Source organism: Methylobacterium sp. J-088, assembly GCF_022829295.1.
GTDB lineage: Bacteria > Pseudomonadota > Alphaproteobacteria > Rhizobiales > Beijerinckiaceae > Methylobacterium.
In genome coordinates this window covers 1-17270 of sequence record NZ_JAKSYH010000083.1, presented here as the reverse complement: position 1 = coordinate 17270, position 17270 = coordinate 1, and the positions used below count along the sequence as shown (strand labels likewise).

At 64.5% G+C, this 17270-nt stretch carries 12 protein-coding genes and 1 pseudogene; 4 read left to right on the top strand and 9 right to left on the bottom strand.

The window, feature by feature from the left end; translation table 11 throughout:
- Positions 1-2 precede the first annotated feature (2 nt).
- Positions 3-1067 carry a PotD/PotF family extracellular solute-binding protein gene (locus MKK63_RS09630; protein WP_244001044.1) on the bottom strand — a complete coding sequence of 355 codons (1065 nt, stop codon included), beginning with the start codon at positions 1065-1067 and terminating at the stop codon, positions 3-5.
- A gap of 67 nt (positions 1068-1134) precedes the next feature.
- A complete protein-coding gene (locus MKK63_RS09625) occupies positions 1135-1857 on the bottom strand; it encodes an isochorismatase family protein (protein ID WP_244001042.1) in 723 nt (240 codons plus the stop codon).
- A 104-nt stretch (positions 1858-1961) separates the two neighbouring features.
- Between MKK63_RS09625 and MKK63_RS09620 the strand changes: the two genes are divergently transcribed.
- Positions 1962-2885 carry a LysR family transcriptional regulator gene (locus tag MKK63_RS09620; protein WP_244001039.1) on the top strand — a complete coding sequence of 308 codons (924 nt, stop codon included), beginning with the start codon at positions 1962-1964 and terminating at the stop codon, positions 2883-2885.
- Positions 2886-3546: 661 nt separating this feature from the next.
- Here the strand turns inward: MKK63_RS09620 and MKK63_RS09615 are convergent.
- From MKK63_RS09615 to MKK63_RS09600, 4 genes are all read right to left on the bottom strand, one after another.
- On the bottom strand, positions 3547-4566 hold the full coding sequence (locus MKK63_RS09615) for an AMP-binding protein (RefSeq protein ID WP_244001038.1): 1020 nt from the start codon (positions 4564-4566) through the stop codon (positions 3547-3549).
- A gap of 206 nt (positions 4567-4772) precedes the next feature.
- Positions 4773-6059, bottom strand: a complete 1287-nt coding sequence (locus tag MKK63_RS09610) for a sensor domain-containing diguanylate cyclase (protein WP_244001036.1) — start codon at positions 6057-6059, stop codon at positions 4773-4775.
- Between the two features lie 11 nt (positions 6060-6070).
- Positions 6071-6427 carry a hypothetical protein gene (locus MKK63_RS09605; protein WP_244001034.1) on the bottom strand — a complete coding sequence of 119 codons (357 nt, stop codon included), beginning with the start codon at positions 6425-6427 and terminating at the stop codon, positions 6071-6073.
- A gap of 30 nt (positions 6428-6457) precedes the next feature.
- The gene (locus MKK63_RS09600; RefSeq protein WP_244001032.1) at positions 6458-7267 is read right to left on the bottom strand and encodes an EAL domain-containing protein; all 810 of its coding nucleotides are present in this window, start codon (positions 7265-7267) and stop codon (positions 6458-6460) included.
- A 500-nt stretch (positions 7268-7767) separates the two neighbouring features.
- Between MKK63_RS09600 and MKK63_RS09595 the strand changes: the two genes are divergently transcribed.
- Positions 7768-9495: a sensor domain-containing diguanylate cyclase gene (locus MKK63_RS09595; protein WP_244001030.1), complete on the top strand. Its 1728-nt coding sequence runs from the start codon at positions 7768-7770 to the stop codon at positions 9493-9495.
- 1020 nt (positions 9496-10515) lie between these two features.
- Here the strand turns inward: MKK63_RS09595 and MKK63_RS09590 are convergent.
- The 3 genes from MKK63_RS09590 to MKK63_RS09580 form a co-directional block, all read right to left on the bottom strand.
- A complete protein-coding gene (locus tag MKK63_RS09590) occupies positions 10516-10983 on the bottom strand; it encodes a BLUF domain-containing protein (RefSeq protein ID WP_244001028.1) in 468 nt (155 codons plus the stop codon).
- Complete coding sequence (locus tag MKK63_RS09585; protein ID WP_244001025.1) at positions 10980-13337, bottom strand: EAL domain-containing protein; 2358 nt, start codon at positions 13335-13337, stop codon at positions 10980-10982. Before MKK63_RS09585 ends, MKK63_RS09590 begins: the two co-directional genes overlap by 4 nt.
- Positions 13338-13491: 154 nt before the next feature.
- Complete coding sequence (locus MKK63_RS09580) at positions 13492-15168, bottom strand: methyl-accepting chemotaxis protein (RefSeq protein WP_244001023.1); 1677 nt, start codon at positions 15166-15168, stop codon at positions 13492-13494.
- Positions 15169-16607: 1439 nt separating this feature from the next.
- On the opposite strand from MKK63_RS09580, the gene MKK63_RS09575 reads away from it, so the two are divergent.
- Together MKK63_RS09575 and MKK63_RS09570 are read left to right on the top strand one after the other, a co-directional pair.
- Positions 16608-16832 carry a hypothetical protein gene (locus MKK63_RS09575; RefSeq protein ID WP_244001021.1) on the top strand — a complete coding sequence of 75 codons (225 nt, stop codon included), beginning with the start codon at positions 16608-16610 and terminating at the stop codon, positions 16830-16832.
- A gap of 170 nt (positions 16833-17002) precedes the next feature.
- Positions 17003-17270: pseudogene (locus tag MKK63_RS09570) on the top strand (hypothetical protein); the annotation flags it as partial.

The window sequence follows — 17270 nt, the reverse complement described above, 5'->3', positions numbered from 1 at the left end:
GCTCAGCGCGCCATCGTCTTGTTCCACCATTCGAGCCACTCGGCGGTGTCCTTCGAGACGTAGGCATAGTCCGGGAAGTTGAGGTGCTCGCGTTCCTCGGGCGAGAAGTCGATCCGGGCGCGCAGGTCCGGGCTGAGCTCCGCCGCGCCGTTGGCTGGCGCGTAGAAGCTTGCCGCGGCGAGTTCCGCCATCGCCTTCCGGTCGAGCATCGCGTTGAGGTAGACGTAGGCTCCGTCCGTGTTCGGCGCGCGCTTCGGCAGGCCGGCGCCGAATGTGATCGCGATCGCGCCTTCCTTCGGGTACTGGATGGCCAACGGCGAGCCCTCGCTGATCCATTGCAGGCCGCGGGCCTTGTAGTTGAGGGCGATGTCGACCTCGCCGGTGGCCAGCGCGGCGCCGAGTTGCTGGTGGGCGGCGTACAGGCGGGGCTGGACCATCTCCTTGAGCGCGACGAGCCGGTCGCGGCCGGCCTCGACGCTCGTCATGTTGCCGCCCCGGATCAACCCGGACATCATCATGTAGTTGAAGTAGAGCTGGTTGGTCAGCCCGAGCCGGCCAGCCCATTTCTTGTCCCAGAGTTCCTCGTAGGACTTTGGCGGATCCTTGATCTTGTCCTTGTTGTAGAGGATCACGACGCCGCTGTAGAGCCATGGAACGAAGTAGTCCTTCCGCAGGGCCGGCACCACGTCGCCGTAGTTCGGGATGCGTGCTCGATCCAGATCGGCGAGCACGTCCTGCTTCATCATCTCGAACCCATCCGAGTCGTTCAGATGGATCACGTCGATGCTGCCCCGGCGCAGCCGCCGCTCGGCCAGGAGCTTGGCCTTGCGCTCCGGCTCCATGCCGAGGTCGCGGACCACCGTGAGCCCTTGCGTCTCCACGAGGGGCGCCTCGACGAACCGCACCGTGCGCTGGTTCCAGTCGCCACCCCAATTGGAGACGACGACCGTGCCGGCAGCCGCGTGCGCCTCGTGCACCGCGCCTGCCGTGAGGATTGCCGCCGCGCTGCCGAGGAGCGCCTGCCGGCGCGTCGGTGAGAACGTCTCGTCGGATCGGACAGCACGCATCGGCTCACACTCCTGCGAAGGGTCGGCGGGCGGAGGATCGGACCGCCGCGCGCGGACGGTCCGGCGATCAGGCGGCGTTGCGCAGTCCCACCTCGTCGAGATAGGCGACGCAGCGCTCCAGCGGCTCGACGTCGGCGAACTTCGCGTCGATATCGAAGAGGTTCCAGGCGACGGCGCCGGGCACGCGGTCGCCGATGCACTCGCGCACCGCGATGGTACGGAAGCCTTCTGCGAGACCGTCGCAGAGCGTGGTGCGCACGCAGGCCGAGGCGGTCACCCCTGTGACCAGGATCGTGTCGACGTTGTTCGCGCGCAGGAAGCCGGCGAGATAGGTGCCGTGGAAGGCGCTGGCGCGCTTCTTCACCAGCACCTGCTCACCTGGCACCGGCTCGATGCGGCTATCGATCGCCCAGAGCTCGGGCTTGTTCTGGTCGACGACCTCGACCGGGATCTTACGGTGCCACAGGCCCATGTCGGTCTTGGGACTGTCGACATCGGTGACCTGATAGCAGGTGGTGACGTGCACGACCGGGTGGTTGTTCCGGCGGCAGGCAGCCAGCAGCGCCTGGACACCGGGGATGATCTCGTCGTCGATCTTCTCGCAGGTGAAGGGATTTCCCGGCCGCGTCCAGGCATTGGCGAGATCGACGTTGATCAGGGCGGGGCGACGGCCAAACCCGACACGGCGCTGAAACCCGCGCTCCTTGTACAGCGCGCGCGCCTCAGCGAATGCGGCCTCAAGGGCGCTATCGAGTTCGGTGTTGAAGGCCATCTGCTCCGTCCCTTGCATCGTTCGTTCCAGCCCGCCGCAGCGGGATCGACACAAGGATGTTGCAGATGGCTCCGGGTGTGAAATGATGAATTTGCCTCGATTGATACGATTTTTGGCATCAAATGCGATTTGGTCCCCGACACATTACGAGTTGCCTTGTCCTGGCCCAGGAGCTCCACTTCGGCCGGGCGGCTCAGCGCCTCGCGACGACGCAGCCGGGCCTGAGCCGGCTCGTCGCCGAACTCGAGGCAGAGGTCGGCGCGAAGCTGTTCCGGCGCACCACCCGAACGGTCGAGGTGACGGAGGCCGGTCGCGCCTTCCTCGCCGAGTGCCGGATCGGCCTCGATCATCTGGAGCGGGCCGTCACGCTGGCGCAGCGCACGGCGACCGGCATGACCGGTGTTCTGCGCGTCGCCTACATGGATTTCGCGATCAACGGCCGCCTGCCGGAGCTGGTCCGCGCCTTTAGCGAAGTGCGGCCGGGGATCCGCCTGGAGCTATCGCACGTCCCCTCGCAACTGCAGCGCGAAGCCTTGCTCAACGATCGCATCGACGTCGGCTTTACCCTGAGCGTCGTCGAGAACGAGCACTTCGAGAGCTTGCTGTTCGACCGCGACTCCTACGTAGCCCTGTTGCCGGTCACCCATCCTCTCTCGAATGCACGCAGTCTCACGCTCAAGGATCTTGCCGGGGAGCCGTTCGTGCTGGGATCGGGCGGGAGCTGGAGCGCTTACCGCGAGGCCTTCTTCGCGATCTGTCACCGCCGGGGCTTCCATCCGACCGTCAGCCAGGAGGCTTCGTCGAGCGAGGGCATCTTCGGCCTCGTGGCAGCGGGAGCCGGCGTGAGCACCTATGCGAGCTGTGTGCGCAACGTGCAGCGGCGTGGGATCGTGATCCGCTCCCTCAACGACGTACCTGGCACCATTGCAACCTACGCCACTTGGATGAAGCCGGCTCGATCCACCAGCCTCGAAGCCTTCACCACCTTCCTGGCGTCTGTGTGGGGCGCTGCGCCATCAAGCAGCAACACGCGATTAAAGTCTTGAGAACGCGAGCGAGGGCGTACTGCTTCTGCTCTCCCTGAAGCACAGGTCGCCTCTGGATGCTTGTTAGGGGCCACCTTCGGAGAACAAGAAGCTATCTCGGGCTGTGACATCCAAGGTCCCGTGGCGTTGCCAACTCCGACCTGTAGATTCAGTTTTCCCGATGTCCGCTTCGGGAATGTCTTCGGGGCGTAACAAATGACCGGGATGGGCGCAAAGCCGAAGGCCAGCTTCCGGGCGGCCATCCAATGACCGCTCGCCACCCGACTTGGTCATTCCGCTTCTGGGACTGCCTGTATCCCGGAAACCGATCGTTTTCCCGAAAAACACTCGCCCTGCACGTTGCGGCCACTAAGGCTGCCAAATTTCGCCGGGAAACCGCGTCGGACTTTCAAACGTCCAGAAAACGTGTCCGTCGGCAGCCGGCAGCGAGAACGTTGCGATGTCCGCTTCAGCACCTCGTGCAACCGAAAGCGGACAGACCGCTTACGGCCAGATCCGGTCGGCCAGTTTGCGCTTGCGGCGGTCATGGAAGCACGCTGGGCAGACCGCTGTAAACAGACATGGGGGCGCCCAGCACACCTCAGAGTTTGCGAGCGTATTCCTGATGCCGGCCGAAGTCGGGTTTTCACGTCAGCCTACCGTTATGACCGCTCTGCGCTCTTTACCAATCGGCGCTTTTGCCCATCGTGCCCCTTGGAAAACGATCTCCAAATGTGAGTGCCGTCGGTCGCTCCGCAGTCGGCAAGACGCTGTCGATCCATGCATTGAGTTCCATCTGCAACGCGGTCAGATCAGCTCCCACCTCGGGTACGATAAAGGCTTTCAGACGGACGCCCTCCTCCGGGCGCATCAGACGCACCGCTGCGTCCTTAACGCCGGGCCGATCACGGAGGCGCGCCGCGACCCGATCAGGGTACACGTTGACGCCGCCGACTTGTACGGCACCATCCAGGCGGCCCGCCAGCTCAAACCGCCCCCCACCTCGCGGCCGGACGCGGTCCGGTAACAAGAGACGCCGCCCAGATCGATGGACGATCTCTGGTGCATCCTCGCTGACCGGCTCGACGAAACGCCAGTGTGGCATGAGGCTATACGAGAACTCCGGCCAGCGGCGCACAGCCACGCCGGCCGTCTCCGACGAGCCGTACACCTCCGTCATCGCCGCCAGGCCGCGTTCGAAGAGCGCGGCGATCAGGTCTCGCGGACACGGGGCGGTCGAGACCACGCCAGCGACGTCCTCCGGCCAGTTGAGCAGGGAGCGCTCCAGCCAGCGCCAGCGGTCGGGAAACGTGACGACGAGATCCCCCGGCGCGAGGCTGCGAGCAATCTCGGCAGGGCCGAGCTTCGTCGCGTCGACATGGTCGACGCCGAGCGCATCGGGAAGGAGCCCGGCGAACAGAAAGCCGTAGGCGTGGTGAGGCGGCACGAGGGAGACGACGCGTCGCCTGTTCCGGAACAGCTCAGCTAGGAACGCGATCTCCGTGCTTAAAGCATCGGCCGAGTGCGCGCAGCGCTTCGGTCGCCCACTCGTCCCCGAGCTCGTGAAGGTGACCGAAGCGACACCGGACTGCCAGGCGGCCTCGACCTGCTCGATCCAGGCGCCGAACGTGGTGTCCGCAAACAGCCCATCCTCACCGCCCGCCTCGTGGAGGTGGAACATCTCGTTGACCGCAGAGGCCAACCACAACCGCTCCAGCGAGTCGCAGCCCAGCCCCTCTCCCGCTCCAGAGCTGATTGGCGTGGTCTCGGGCCATGCAGGTGGCAGGTGCGCCGGTAGACGCGCGGCAGGATTCCCGCGGCCACGCGCGTCAAGGAGCTCAGCGGTGAGAAGACTTTGTAAGACCGCAGCAAGGGCGCTTCGCGAAAGCATTACGGGATGACCAGCGTTCAGGCCGCGGCCTGATCTGGGTGGGATAGCTCAACCCGGTCACGGCCCGAACGCTTAGCATTGTACAGCGCGTTGTCCGCAGCCGCGAGCAGGCCAGCCAGTGATGCGGCCGGATCCGTATCCAACGCAGAGCAGCCAAAGCTCGCGGTGATGCGCAGCTCGATCCCGCCCGCGACGATCGGCTCACGTGCGAGCGAGGTGCGCAAGCATTCGGCGATGGCAGAGGCCTTCAACAGCGAGGTGTTTGGCAGGAGCACCACGAACTCCTCCCCCCCCAAACGGGCGAAGATATCCTCAGGACGCAACTCCGCTTCGCAGCGGCGCGCGACTTCGCGCAGCACCACGTCACCCGCCGCATGCCCGTGCTCGTCGTTCACGCGCTTGAAGTGATCGACATCGAGGACCACGAGAGCCAACGATCCCGCATCCCGGAGTGCCCGTACATGTTGGCGTTCCGCCGTCTCGAAGAAGTGGGCCCGGTTGCTCGCACCCGTGAGATGGTCGCGCGTCAGCATCCTGCGCAAATCGGCCGTGTCACGCCCTTGGCGGGTCACCGCTCGTATAACCAGGGTATATCCCGCAGCAGCCCCCGCTGCCTCGTCGCGCACGGCAACCAGCCGCTGGCACCAGTAGCGCCCACCGTCGGCCAGGGCGTGCCAGCCCTCGTGAAGGTACCAGCCGTCCCGTCGCGCCACGGCGATCGCCTCACCGGGCAGCGGCATCGCCGTGGCGCGGTCCGGGCGGTCGAACCATTCAAAGGGTCTGCCGAGGAGTTCGGCTTCCGTGAAACCGGTCTGGCGCGTCGCTGAGGGCGTGACCGCGTCAACGCAGCCATTCGCGTCCAGCGAGAGCACAGCGACATCATCGACGCCGTCGAGCAGGGAGGCAAACCATGTCTCGGCTTGCTTCAACCGCCGCTCGCGGGCGACCTGCTCGGTTACATCGGAAAGGGTCGCGACGTAGCGATCCTCGGTGAGCTTCACGATGGTGCATGCCAGGATGGTCGACCGCTCCCCGCGTCCGGTCACGATGCGATGGCCGTCGCAGACCGTCCCCTGCGGTGGAGCGAAGTTGTGGATCATGTTGCGCAGTTCCGGCGCGCAGCCGTCCATGACGTCGAACAGGTTGATAACGAACGGACGCCCCGCGATCGGCATGAGAAGGCCCATCGCGGCCGGGTTGACCATGCCAATGGCACCAGCCGCCGAGAACTCCACGAGACCAGCCGGGCAGGCGTAGAGGAACTGCAGCAGGGCCGCATTCTCAGCTTCGAGGTCAGTCGTCACGGCGGCCTCGCTCAGCGCTGGATGAGGATGTAGCGGCGATCGGTCTGCGGCGCCTTCAGCAGCCGCAACCGCACGGGCGTGGGGCGCATGCGGAGGGTGAGCACATAGTCGATGATCGCGTCGATCTCCGCCTCGTCCTCGAAGCGCTGCGCCACCATGAAGTTGTTCATGCACTGCGCGGTCACGGAGAAGTAGTGCGTGCCGAGGACGGTCTCCCGTTGGAGACCCGCTAGCTGCGCCTCTGTGGCGTTGTAAATCTCGACGATGCCCGCCGATGACAGTCCGACCACCCCGAACGGCAGGGCGTCGAGCCGATCCGCCTCAAGGGTGAGGAGCATGTCGAGAGAGATGGCTTCGAAAGTGAGCACAGCAGGCCTCGCATGTCGGTCCGGGGATGCTCAGGCGGCGCTCATGCCAAGCCCAGCATCCACACCAGTCTCCGTTCTTAACCCAGTGGAGCCTCGCTGTGGGAGCCAGGTAGCCGGCAAGCTCGCCACGGCAGGTTTAGCAAAGAGGTAGCCCTGGAACAGGTGAATGCCGGCCGCACGCAGAGTGTCGAGCTCGTTTTCTGTCTCCACGCCCTCGGCGATCACCGCGATGCCGAGCTGACGTGCTATCGCAACCACACCCACGACGATGGTCTGGCGAGCGTGCGACGCTCCGATGCCGCGGATCATCTCCATGTCGAGCTTTATGAAATCAGGCTGAAAGCTCGCGAGCAGGTTGAGCCCGGCGTACCCTGCACCGAAATCGTCGAGGGCGGTGGCAAAGCCCTGCTTGCGATATTCGGTGACGATGCGCTGGACGTGAGCGACATCGGCCATGCGCTCGTTCTCGGTGAACTCGAACATGATCTGCTGATGTGCGAAGCCGACCCGACGCGCCGCCTCCAGCGTCGCCCGGATGCATGCGGATGGCTCATAGACGGCGTTGGGCATAAAGTTGATGGACAGACGGGTATCTGGTTCGACGAACAAGGAGCTCGCTAGCTCAATCGCCTTCACACGACAGGCCTGATCGAACTTGTAGCGGTTTGCCTCATCGACCATTGCGAGGATCTGGCCGGCGCCCTGACCCGAGACGCCCCTGACTAACGCCTCATAGCCCCAGACGCCATGTCGTTGGAGGTCGAGGATGGGATGGAACGCCATTGTGAACTCAAAGGGCAGCGGCTCACCACCCTGGCAACCCTGGCATCCCCTTTTCATAGATCGAGCTTCTCATATCGGCGTTGATCGAACCAAGCTAACAGCTTGACGGTTTCGCTGACGTGAATTTCCAATGAGAATTAAGACCCGAGCGAAGGTTCGCTTTCGGGGCGCGCTCGCAAGGCTGCACGCCAGAGTGAGGTCGGTAACGAGCTGTCTGCTTGGCCGCTCGATTTCCCCCGAAGCGGAGCGGCGGCTTTCGGCCAGCATCTGCCGCCACCAAACGCCCGCCTGGACGTCTCAGATGTGTGGATTTTTGTTTGTCTGCTTCCGGACGGCAATGCATTGAAGCAGACGTCGCCGCCGCGCCTGCTTCTGTTCCTTCGCGAAGGCATGGAATATCTGCTTGTAAGTGTGTCTTCGTGAGACACGAACTTCATCCGACACGGGTGGGTGCGCGGCTGCCGCCAAACCGTGTCGGAGCGAGTTGTTTACGAATAAATTTCATTCGCTGTCACGGATTGATCCGCATAATCCGCCCCGATTGAGGATCGTTCAAGATGTTCAAGCGGCTTGCGGACCGCGTTTCATTGCGGCGTCAGATCAGCCTGCTCGCAGGCGCCATCGGTCTAGCGATCGTCGGCGTGACCACAATCGGATCAGCCCTGCTGGCGCGCGGGCAGGCCACCGATATGGCGCAGAACGCCCTCCTGCAGGTCGCCCGGTCGATGGCCGATCGGCTCGATCAGGACATGGCCGAGCGCCTGCGGGAAATCCGCAACGTCGGAGCGCTCGAACCACTCCGACCTCACTGGATGGAGGACACCGGCGGCCTGCGCAGAGTGCTTGAGACGATGCAGAGGACGCTGCCGGATTACGCCTGGATCGGGTTTGCCGATCACGACGGCCAGGTCCGTGCCGCCACAGCGGGCGTTCTCGAAGGAGCGAGCGTCAGCCAGCGCCCCTGGTTCATAAACGGACTTCGGCAGGCCGCGGTCGAGGACGTGCACGCGGCGGCATTGCTGGCGTCCAAGCTCCCGCCCTACAGCGACGGAACGCCGTTCCGGTTCGTGGATGTGGCCGTTCCAGTGGACGACACTTCAGGTCAGGTCATCGGTGTTCTCGGGGCTCATCTCAGCTGGCGCTGGGCCGACGTCGTCCGGCGCGAAGTCCTGTCGTCTCGCAGGCCCGAGATGGAAGAGGATGTCGTCGTTATCGATCGCGCTGGCCGGGTCCTGCTCGGGTCCGATCTCGGAGCCACGCCGTACACGGCTGCAGAGCTTACATCCGGCCATTTCGTCGTTCACCGCGCTGAGGGCGATCGTCTCGCCGCTGCCGCAGCCACGCGCGGACGGGGTGAGTATCAGGGCCTGGGTTGGATTGTCGTCGCGCTGCAGCCGATCGACACCGCACTGGCGGGGGCAAATCGTCTGACCAGACTGATCCTCCTGCTCGGGCTCGCGACGGCTGTACTCGGCGTCGTCGCAATCTGGTGGGTCGCGGCACGCCTGACCCGGCCCTTGGCGCAGCTGACAGCGGCGGTCGACCGCATCGGCCGCGAGCCGAACGCGCGAATGACGCGCCATGTGCACGGCTCTCCCGAAGTCCTGCGCCTGTCTGTTTCGGTCAGATCGCTTCTGCGACGCGTCGGCACTGCTGAGGCGGATGCGCGCCTCGTCGAGGCGGAGGCCTCGCACGCGGTTGAAGCCGCGGAGGACCGGGTCAGACGTCTCGGAGCCGATCTGCATGCGATGCAGGTTCTGGCCGACACCGATGCGCTGACAGGCCTGCTCAACCGCCGCGCGTTCCTGCCCTTGGCCAACGACGCGATGAGCTACTTCAAGCGCTACCGGCGTTCGATCTGCATTCTGATGATTGATATCGACCACTTCAAACGCGTCAACGACCTTTACGGCCATGCCGCAGGTGACGAGGTGATCCGCCAGGTTGGGTGCATCATCAGCAACGCAGTCCGAACCACTGACAAGGTGGCGCGCTTCGGTGGCGAGGAGTTCGTGGTTCTGCTCCGCGAGACTGATCTGAAAGGCGCGGCCGTCTTTGCAGACCGCATCCGACAGACGGTAGCAAACACCGTGTTCGAGCCCGAGGGGCCGTGCCTCAGAGCAACGATCAGCATCGGCATGACCGAGGCTGGGTTCGGTGATGGCGACGTCGACCACACGATCGAACGCGCAGACCGCGCGCTCTATGCAGCCAAGTCGGGCGGTCGCAACTGTGTGCGATCACTCGAGGCGACAGCATCGAAAGACCTTCGAGCGGCCGCGTAGTGCGGTCATGAGGGCGAAACGCATCACACCGGAAGTCTCGTTCTATTGCTGCTGGGACGACTGCTGAGCGATCGGTCAACGACAGCCCTTTACCCCGAGCCGAAGATGCAAGGTACCTGACGAAAGGCCGCTTTGGAGAGGCGACGGCGATGGTCGGAGCGGCTGGTGCGGGTCGTAAGCAGCCTTGAGTGCCGGTCTGAAGAAGGCGCCCCACGGCAGACCGACCGCGCCAATTTCGATCCGCATACTTAGACCGAACCGGGGTGCGAGCTGCCCTAACGAAGAAACGACATGCACATAGTGCTCTGACGCATTCACTTCGTTCATGCGAGTGAGCACTAGTTCTTTGGTTTTGCATCAATTTTCCAGACTCGGCTGACGCCTCCGTCTGGATCGATGCACTAGATCTACTCGCCGGCCTCGCACCGTCGCAACAGTTCGGACCGTCGGTGCCGAGTGGTGGCTCCTCGACCGGTTGGAGCGACTGGGGCTTCGCATGGACGTCCGACGCCCGGTCGGCTCCCTAACCGCCGACGCAACGCCCCGCATTATCTGCGAGCCTGATGTCGCGAACCGCTGTGAGTGTACACAGATTGGGTCCAGGCTGGTACTTCGTGTCCGGGTCCGGCCACGGCCAGGACACTGCCGCCCTAATCACCGCACCTCCTGACGGTAATGGCAGTGGCGGCCCATTGTGAACACGCCGCCGAAAGTACTTGCGATACTCAACACTATCTTTGAGGTTGTTGCCTCCCCGCGGTCATGACCGCTCACGCCGTCTAAAAGCTGGTGCGCCTGCCCTTCCGATTGGTGCGCAGCCTATTCCGGCACAAGGACGCGCCCGTGCAGCTGACGGCGCGGAACTCTGGCTCTCACGGTCTGTTGGCCCGGCAGCTGTATCGAGCCCCCCAATGTAACTGCGCTGACGGGAGGCCTTGCACGGCCCGGCAGTCAAGGTGTGCGGTGACGGTCTGACGCCGGAAAGTTTGCCGAACGCACATTCGACGGATCCGATTGAATTTAAACCACGAGCTGCCGCGTTGGTCCGATGGCATGTGGTTCGAATCGGATCAGGGCGATCATGAGCTTCATCGCCGCTACCGCGGCGTCGGCCAACTCAGTGTCGTGCTCGACGCGATTGAGCAGAGCCCCGGCATCCGCTGTAGGCACCAAGTGGCTCATCGACCACTCACCGAAGGCCGGCTCAAGGACGGGGCCGCACTCGACGACCTCGATGCCGGTATGGCGCAGATCACAACAGATCCGGTCGAAGGCCGCCTCCACGGCAGTGGCCGGACCCTCTAGGGCCTGCACGAAGAACAGGCCCGTGAACATCAAAGCGCCCGTAACGCCGGCCTGCCCATTTCGGCTGCGAGACACGGTGAGTATCTTATCAACCTGCCGATGAACCTCTTCAGCATCGCCACCAATGGCGCTGCGGCTTCGGTAGACGAGCCGGAACAGGTCGGTGTGGTCCGGCTCGGTCATGCGGCTTCTCGCGCTTCGACGAACGACAGGAATTCCGTCACGGGCAGCGGCCGGCTGATATGGTAGCCCTGCACCTGATCACAGCCCGAGGCGGCCGTGAAAGCGAACTGCTCCGCGGTCTCTACGCCCTCGACCGTGATCGTCATGCCGAGGCAGGTGCCCATGGTGATGATCGCCCGGACGATGGCGGCGCTCTCTGGATCGCCCGGAAGCTGGCGCACGAAGGACTGGTCGACCTTGAGCTTGTTGAAGGGGAAGCGGCGCAGGTAGCTGAGCGAGGAATAGCCGGTCCCGAAATCGTCCATCGAGATGCCGACCCCGGCGGCCCGGAGCCGGGTCAGGGTGGCCATCGTTCGCTCCTCGTCGGCCAGCAGCACGCCCTCGGTGATCTCCAGCTCCAGCCGGTCGGCGGCGAGCCCGGAAGCTGCGAGCGCCGCCTTCACGGTCTCGGCGAGGCTCAGGTCGCGGAACTGGACGGGCGAGAGGTTGACCGCCACCCGGATGTGCGACGGCCAGCGGGCCGCTTGGAGGCAGGCCGTGCGCAGGACCCACTGGCCGAGCGGCCCGATCAGGCCCGTCTCCTCGGCAAGCGGGATGAAGTCGGCGGGCGAGACCAGGCCACGCTCGGGATGGCGCCAGCGCACCAGCGCCTCCGCGGCGGTGATCCGGCCGGTACGCGCATCGACGAGGGGCTGGTAATGCAGCTCGAATTCCTGGACCGCGATCGCCCGGCGCAGATCCACCTCCAGGCCGCGCCGGGCTTGGACGCGTGCGTCGAGCACGGGCTCGAACCGGCGGAACGTGCCTTTGCCATCGGCCTTGGCCTTGTAGAGCGCGAGGTCGGCGTTGCGCAGCAGCGCGCTGGTCTCGGTGCCGTCCGCCGGCGCGAGAGCGGCCCCGACAGAGGCGCCGATATTGACAAGCTGCCCGTCGATCAGGAACGGCCGGCCGATCAGCTCGACGATGCGGGCGGCGAGCGCCTCCACCGCCTCTGGCCCCACGGGATCGACCTGCAGGATCGCGAATTCGTCGCCGCCGAGGCGGGCGACCATGTCGCGCTCTCCCAGAGCCTTGATGAGGCGCTGGGCAACCTTGCACAGCAACGTGTCACCCAGTCCGTGCCCGAGGGTGTCGTTCACCAGCTTGAACCGGTCGAGGTCGAGGACGAGGATCGCGAAGGTGCGGTCGTCCACCCCGTAAGAGGCGGCATGGCGCGTCAGCAGATCGTGGAAGCGGGCGCGGTTGGGCAGGCCGGTCAGCCCGTCCGAGTAGGCGAGCGTGCGCATCTGAGACTCGGTCTGCAAGCGCTCGCGCTGGTCGCGGACGGCCAGTACGGTCTGACGGCCGCTACCGAGGGGGACCTCGTTGCGCAGGACACGCACCGATACCCGCTGCCCGTCGGCGCCGATGAGGTCCGCCTCCCGTTCCTCGCGCTCGGGCAGCGTCGAGACGACGAGGCCGGGCAGGAGATCCGACAGACGACGGCCGCTGAGCGCGCCCGCGCCGACCCCCACGAGCCGCTCCAGGCTCCGGTTGCCGATCTTGATCATCTCGCCGTCGCAGACCGCGAGCCCCTCGACGGCGAGGTTGGCAAGTTCGCGGAGGCGCTCCTGATCCCGCCGCGCCTGGGCGCGAGCGTTCAGGGTCAGACGCAGCCCGACCACCGCCAGGATCAGAAGGCCGAGGGACACGCCTGCTACGATCGGCGCGATCACATCGGGCGGAACGGCCTGGGAAGGGAGCAAAATAGCGGGATCAAAGGTCAGCGTCATCGCCGTCATGCCACCGAAGTGCAGGACACCGATTGCCGCGACCAACAGGGGTGCCCCGGTGCGTCGAAGATCGCGGCGGCGCTCCCCGGTCACGACCATGGCCATGCCGAACATGAGCAGGCTGGTCGGTATGGACACGGCCAGGAGGAGCGGATCCCACGTGACGGCACCGGCGACGACATACGAAGCCTCGCCGAGGTAGTGCAACGCGCCGATGCTACCGCCGAGAAGGAGACCTATGAGGAAGCGCTGGGTCCGCCTGCGCTGACCGATCGCGAGGCTGACGCTGACCCCAATGCCGGCGATGGCGGTCAGGAGCGATAGGGCGGTGAGATAGGGGTCGAACCCGGCGGGCATGCCAGGACGAAATGCCAGGAGCCCGATCATGTGGGTGGCCCAGGCGGTGCAGCCTGAAGCGACGATGCTAGCGCCAGCCCAGAGCGTGGCGGACCGGCCTTCGGAGCGCGCTGCGTGTGTCGCGACCGAGAACGAGCCGTAAACGCCGACGATGCAGATCCCTGCGGCCAGCACGATCAGCTGGTGATCGTGCGCCTGCGTGAGGCACGTATAGACAGACTGCATGCCAAAACTCCGAGGCATACGGTTTGAACTCAGCTGGTTAATTTATGACAATGAAGCTTCAGGAATACCTTATATATTGAAACGAGAGTACGGCATTCAACGTGAATGGGTCTGTGAAGTGGTACCTCGTTCTCCGATCATCCACAGGTTCGCCTCATGCCGCGCGCACGGTGGCGAGGAAGCCTCCGACCTCGGCTGCGAGGTGCTCGGACTGGCGCGACAGCTCCGAGGCAGCTCCCAGCATCTGGCTCGCCGCCGCGCCCGTCCCTTCAGCCGCACCCGCAACACCCGAGATGTTGCTCGTAACCTCACGCGTGCCTATCGCCGCCTGCGTCACGTTGCGGACGATCTCCTGGGTAGCAGCCCCCTGCTCCTCGACCGCAGCCGCGATTGAGGTGGCGACCTCATCGATCTCGCGGATCCGTCCGGTGATGCCGGCGATCGACTTCACGGCATGGCCGGTCGAGGCCTGGATTTGCGCGATCTGTCCGGAGATTTCGCTCGTCGCCTTGGCGGTCTGCTCGGCCAGCGCCTTCACCTCGGAGGCTACCACCGCAAAGCCTTTGCCCGCCGCACCCGCGCGCGCTGCCTCTATGGTGGCATTCAGCGCTAGCAGGTTGGTCTGGCCGGCGATGCCAGAGATCAGTGAGACCACGTCACCGATCCGGGATACGGCAACGTTCAATTCTTGCACCATGGCGACGGTCTGATCGGCTTCGTGCACGGCCCGCTGCGCCAGTTCGGCCGAGCCTGCGACTTGGCGTCCAATCTCCTGAACGGACGAGCCAAGCTCCTCGGCGGCCGCCGCAACCGTGTTGACGTTGGAAGCGGCTTCCTCGGCGGCCGCCGCAACCGTGGTAGACTGGGTGGCTGTCTCGGTAGCTGTGGCAGTCATCGCCTGGGCGGTAATCTGCAGCTCGGTAGCGGAAGACGACACCATGCCGATGATGCCGCCGACCGCGGACTCGAAGCCGTCGGCCATCTGGCGCATGCCGGCCTTGCGCTGCTCCTCGGCGGCCAAGCGCGTCTGCGCGGTCTCCGCCTCCAAAGCCTTCATGCGGATCAGGCCGTCCTTGAACACCTGTACGGACGACGCCATCGCACCGATCTCGTCACGGCGCTGCGCGCCTGGTACCTCTTGGGTCAAGTCCCCCGCAGCGAGACCCGTCATGAACGCCGTCATGGCCCGCACCGGTCGCGCCACGCTACGCCCTATGAGGGTAGCCAGAAGACCGATGATCATCGCAACGATGGCCGCGCCGCCAAGCAGACGCATCAGTGTCGGACGCATCTGCGCTGCCGTGTCATCCGCATAGATGCCTGATCCGATGATCCATCCCCAAGGCGCGAAGCCTTTTACGTAAGAGATCTTTGCCACCGGCTGATCCAGGCCGGGCTTCGGCCACAGGTATGGGACGAAGCCCGCGCCCGACTGCTTTACCCGCTCGACCATATCCACGAAAAGGTGCTTGCCAGTCGGATCGACGATCCCGCTGATTTCCTTGCCAATCAAGTCGGCTTTGGGATGCAGCACCATGCGCGGATGCATGTCCTGGATCCAGAAGTACTCGCTGCCCGCGTAATGTAGACCCCGAACCGCCCCTACGGCCGCTTGCTGAGCGGCATCGCGGCTCATCCGGCCGGCGCGCTCCTCGCCCTCGAAGTAGGCAAGAACCCCTTGTGCGGTCTCGACGAGATCGCGCGTCTTCAACTCACGCGCCTCCGTGACTGTTTGACACATATCCCATCCCGCCAGCCCGATCGGTACCGCCATGCCTGCCAGAGCAGTCAGCGTGATGAGCTGTATGCGGGCGCCGACGTGGAAAGTCATGAGTTCCCGCTGTGAGCTGCACCAAGCCGGAGGGTGGGCATTCGTGCCAGGGCGCGTCTCGCTCAGTCCGCGGCCTAACGTGTGATGTAACCGCCGGTGGCTAATTGTATGATGCTGAAAGCGTTCTATCGCCTATAGCGGTTAATAATATTTCTACACCTCTCGGTTGTAATCGTTTTTGACAATAATAGGCAGAGAACATCGGTCTTTTCAGGAAGAACCTTCAAATTTTCGAGATTGGTTTGGTGCGGGCGTTTAGGGTCGGCTGTCACGATCGGGTCACACACAAACCAGTCCAATCATGCGCAACCTTCAAGCCCTTCTCGCCTTGGCTCCAGTGCATCGATCCAGACGGAGGCGTCAGCCGAGTCCAGAAAAATTGATGCAAACCCAGAGAACTAGTGCTCACTCGCATGAACGAAGTGAATGCGTCAGAGCACTAGTCGCTGGCTTTGCAGCTCTAACGCCCGCTGCAGCGTTCATGGGGCGGGACGCTTTGCCGAGCATGTTCAGCACCAGTGTGGGATCCCAAGACCTTGACGGTTTCTTTGTTCACTTCGGTATCGCGCCTTGAGCCGATGGATGTGAGCGTCAAAGTTGACCCTCCTAGATGTCCACCGCCACCCGTGGGCTGGAAGCAGAACATCTGTCTCGGGACGATGGGCCAAGGTCCGGCTATACTTTGAGCCGAAGTTGTCGTCGGGCTGACGAAAGGCCGCTTTACAGAAGAACCACAGCGGTTCGGGCTCACGTACAGGATCCGTCAACACCCCCGCGCCACTATACCCTCGGCGATCGGCTTCGGCCGCGCGCCGGAAGAGCAGCGCCGGGGCCTGATACCCCTCGGTCTCGGGGCAGCCTCGCCGGCGAAGTCGCGTTAGAGCCGAGGGCTGATCTCAGGCCGACGCGGCGACACCACCCTGTGCAGCTGCCACAGCGCTCATCCTTCTCGCAGACGTGCCCGAGGTGTTGGCGACACCACACGGCCAGCGGCGGGTAAGCACTTGACGACAGGCGCATCCGGTCCAGTTCGCCGGGCTCGCCCGTGACGCCTTGGCCGGGCGGTCTCGTGAGGGTCGGCGCAGCGCGGCGGAACTGGAGACCGTAAGCGCCGGCCCAAGGCCCAGTCGTAGTACGCCTGCTATCCTGCCGTGGACGCAGCCAGCGTAGGTACACACGGGTTATGGCGACAGCCGCAGGTTCAAGGATCGCTTCGGTCTGCCCCCCGCGAGTACCGCTGGCGATCCCTGAACCTCACACATACCGTCAGGTGAAGGGGATCGTGCTCCGCCGATGTTGCCGTCGCGCACCATTGGTTGAACAGCATAAAACAACCCTTGAGTGAGATTGTGCCGCTCTAGGTTGTAAGTTACGCTCGCGATCACCGTAGCTAGTGTGATCGTGAGCGCGCGATGATTAATGACGCCCATCAGCGAGCCGTGACATCGCGAGCAGGCCTGCTCGCCCAAATAGCCGAGCTACTCGATGTGCCGATCACCGAGTTCTACGATCCCCACCTGATCCGTGGCGTACCAGAAGGCCGCGGAGAAGAGGCCGCCGCGGTGTTCAGTCTGATGCGGGCCTATCTCGCGATTGAGGACGCCGAGACGCGGCATCGCAGCATTCAAGTCGTGCGGACGATGGCGCAGGTCGGTCGCGTTTGAAGGCGCGATGCGAGGCGTTCAGCCTGCGCACGGTATCGGCCGGGAGCGATAGCACGTCGGGCTGACACGTAGCCCGGATGATCCGTCGATCCGGTCACCAGGGGACGACCTTCGGGATCAGACCAGCTCTCGTTGAGCGGGACTCACGGGGTAGCCTTGGCGGCTGAAGGGTGATTCTGTCTTCGTGTTTGGAGCCCGAGGAGGATGGCATGGCTGCACCGGTGCCACTGCGATCGGACTTCGACGCGGAGGGCCTGCGCGCCGTGGCCAATTGCGCGCGCGATCCCGCCCAAATTAGGCGCCTGCTGGCTGTGTCGGCGATCTACGCGGGCGGCTCACGCTCGGCCGCCGCCGCTCTCGGCGGGGTCGGGCTCCAGACGGTGCGCGACTGGGTCGTGGCGTCTCGGTGTCCGGTCTGCCCCGCCCTCGGCAAAGGGG

What these genes read in the sequence shown, in the direction of transcription:
- MKK63_RS09630 (WP_244001044.1), bottom strand. Translation starts at nt 1,067, where the DNA reads ATGCGTGCTGTCCGATCCGACGAGACGTTCTCACCGACGCGCCGGCAG.
- MKK63_RS09625 (WP_244001042.1), bottom strand. Translation starts at nt 1,857, where the DNA reads ATGCAAGGGACGGAGCAGATGGCCTTCAACACCGAACTCGATAGCGCC.
- MKK63_RS09620 (WP_244001039.1), top strand. Translation starts at nt 1,962, where the DNA reads ATGCGATTTGGTCCCCGACACATTACGAGTTGCCTTGTCCTGGCCCAG.
- MKK63_RS09600 (WP_244001032.1), bottom strand. Translation starts at nt 7,267, where the DNA reads ATGAAAAGGGGATGCCAGGGTTGCCAGGGTGGTGAGCCGCTGCCCTTT.
- MKK63_RS09595 (WP_244001030.1), top strand. Translation starts at nt 7,768, where the DNA reads ATGTTCAAGCGGCTTGCGGACCGCGTTTCATTGCGGCGTCAGATCAGC.
- MKK63_RS09590 (WP_244001028.1), bottom strand. Translation starts at nt 10,983, where the DNA reads ATGACCGAGCCGGACCACACCGACCTGTTCCGGCTCGTCTACCGAAGC.
- MKK63_RS09585 (WP_244001025.1), bottom strand. Translation starts at nt 13,337, where the DNA reads ATGCAGTCTGTCTATACGTGCCTCACGCAGGCGCACGATCACCAGCTG.
- MKK63_RS09580 (WP_244001023.1), bottom strand. Translation starts at nt 15,168, where the DNA reads ATGACTTTCCACGTCGGCGCCCGCATACAGCTCATCACGCTGACTGCT.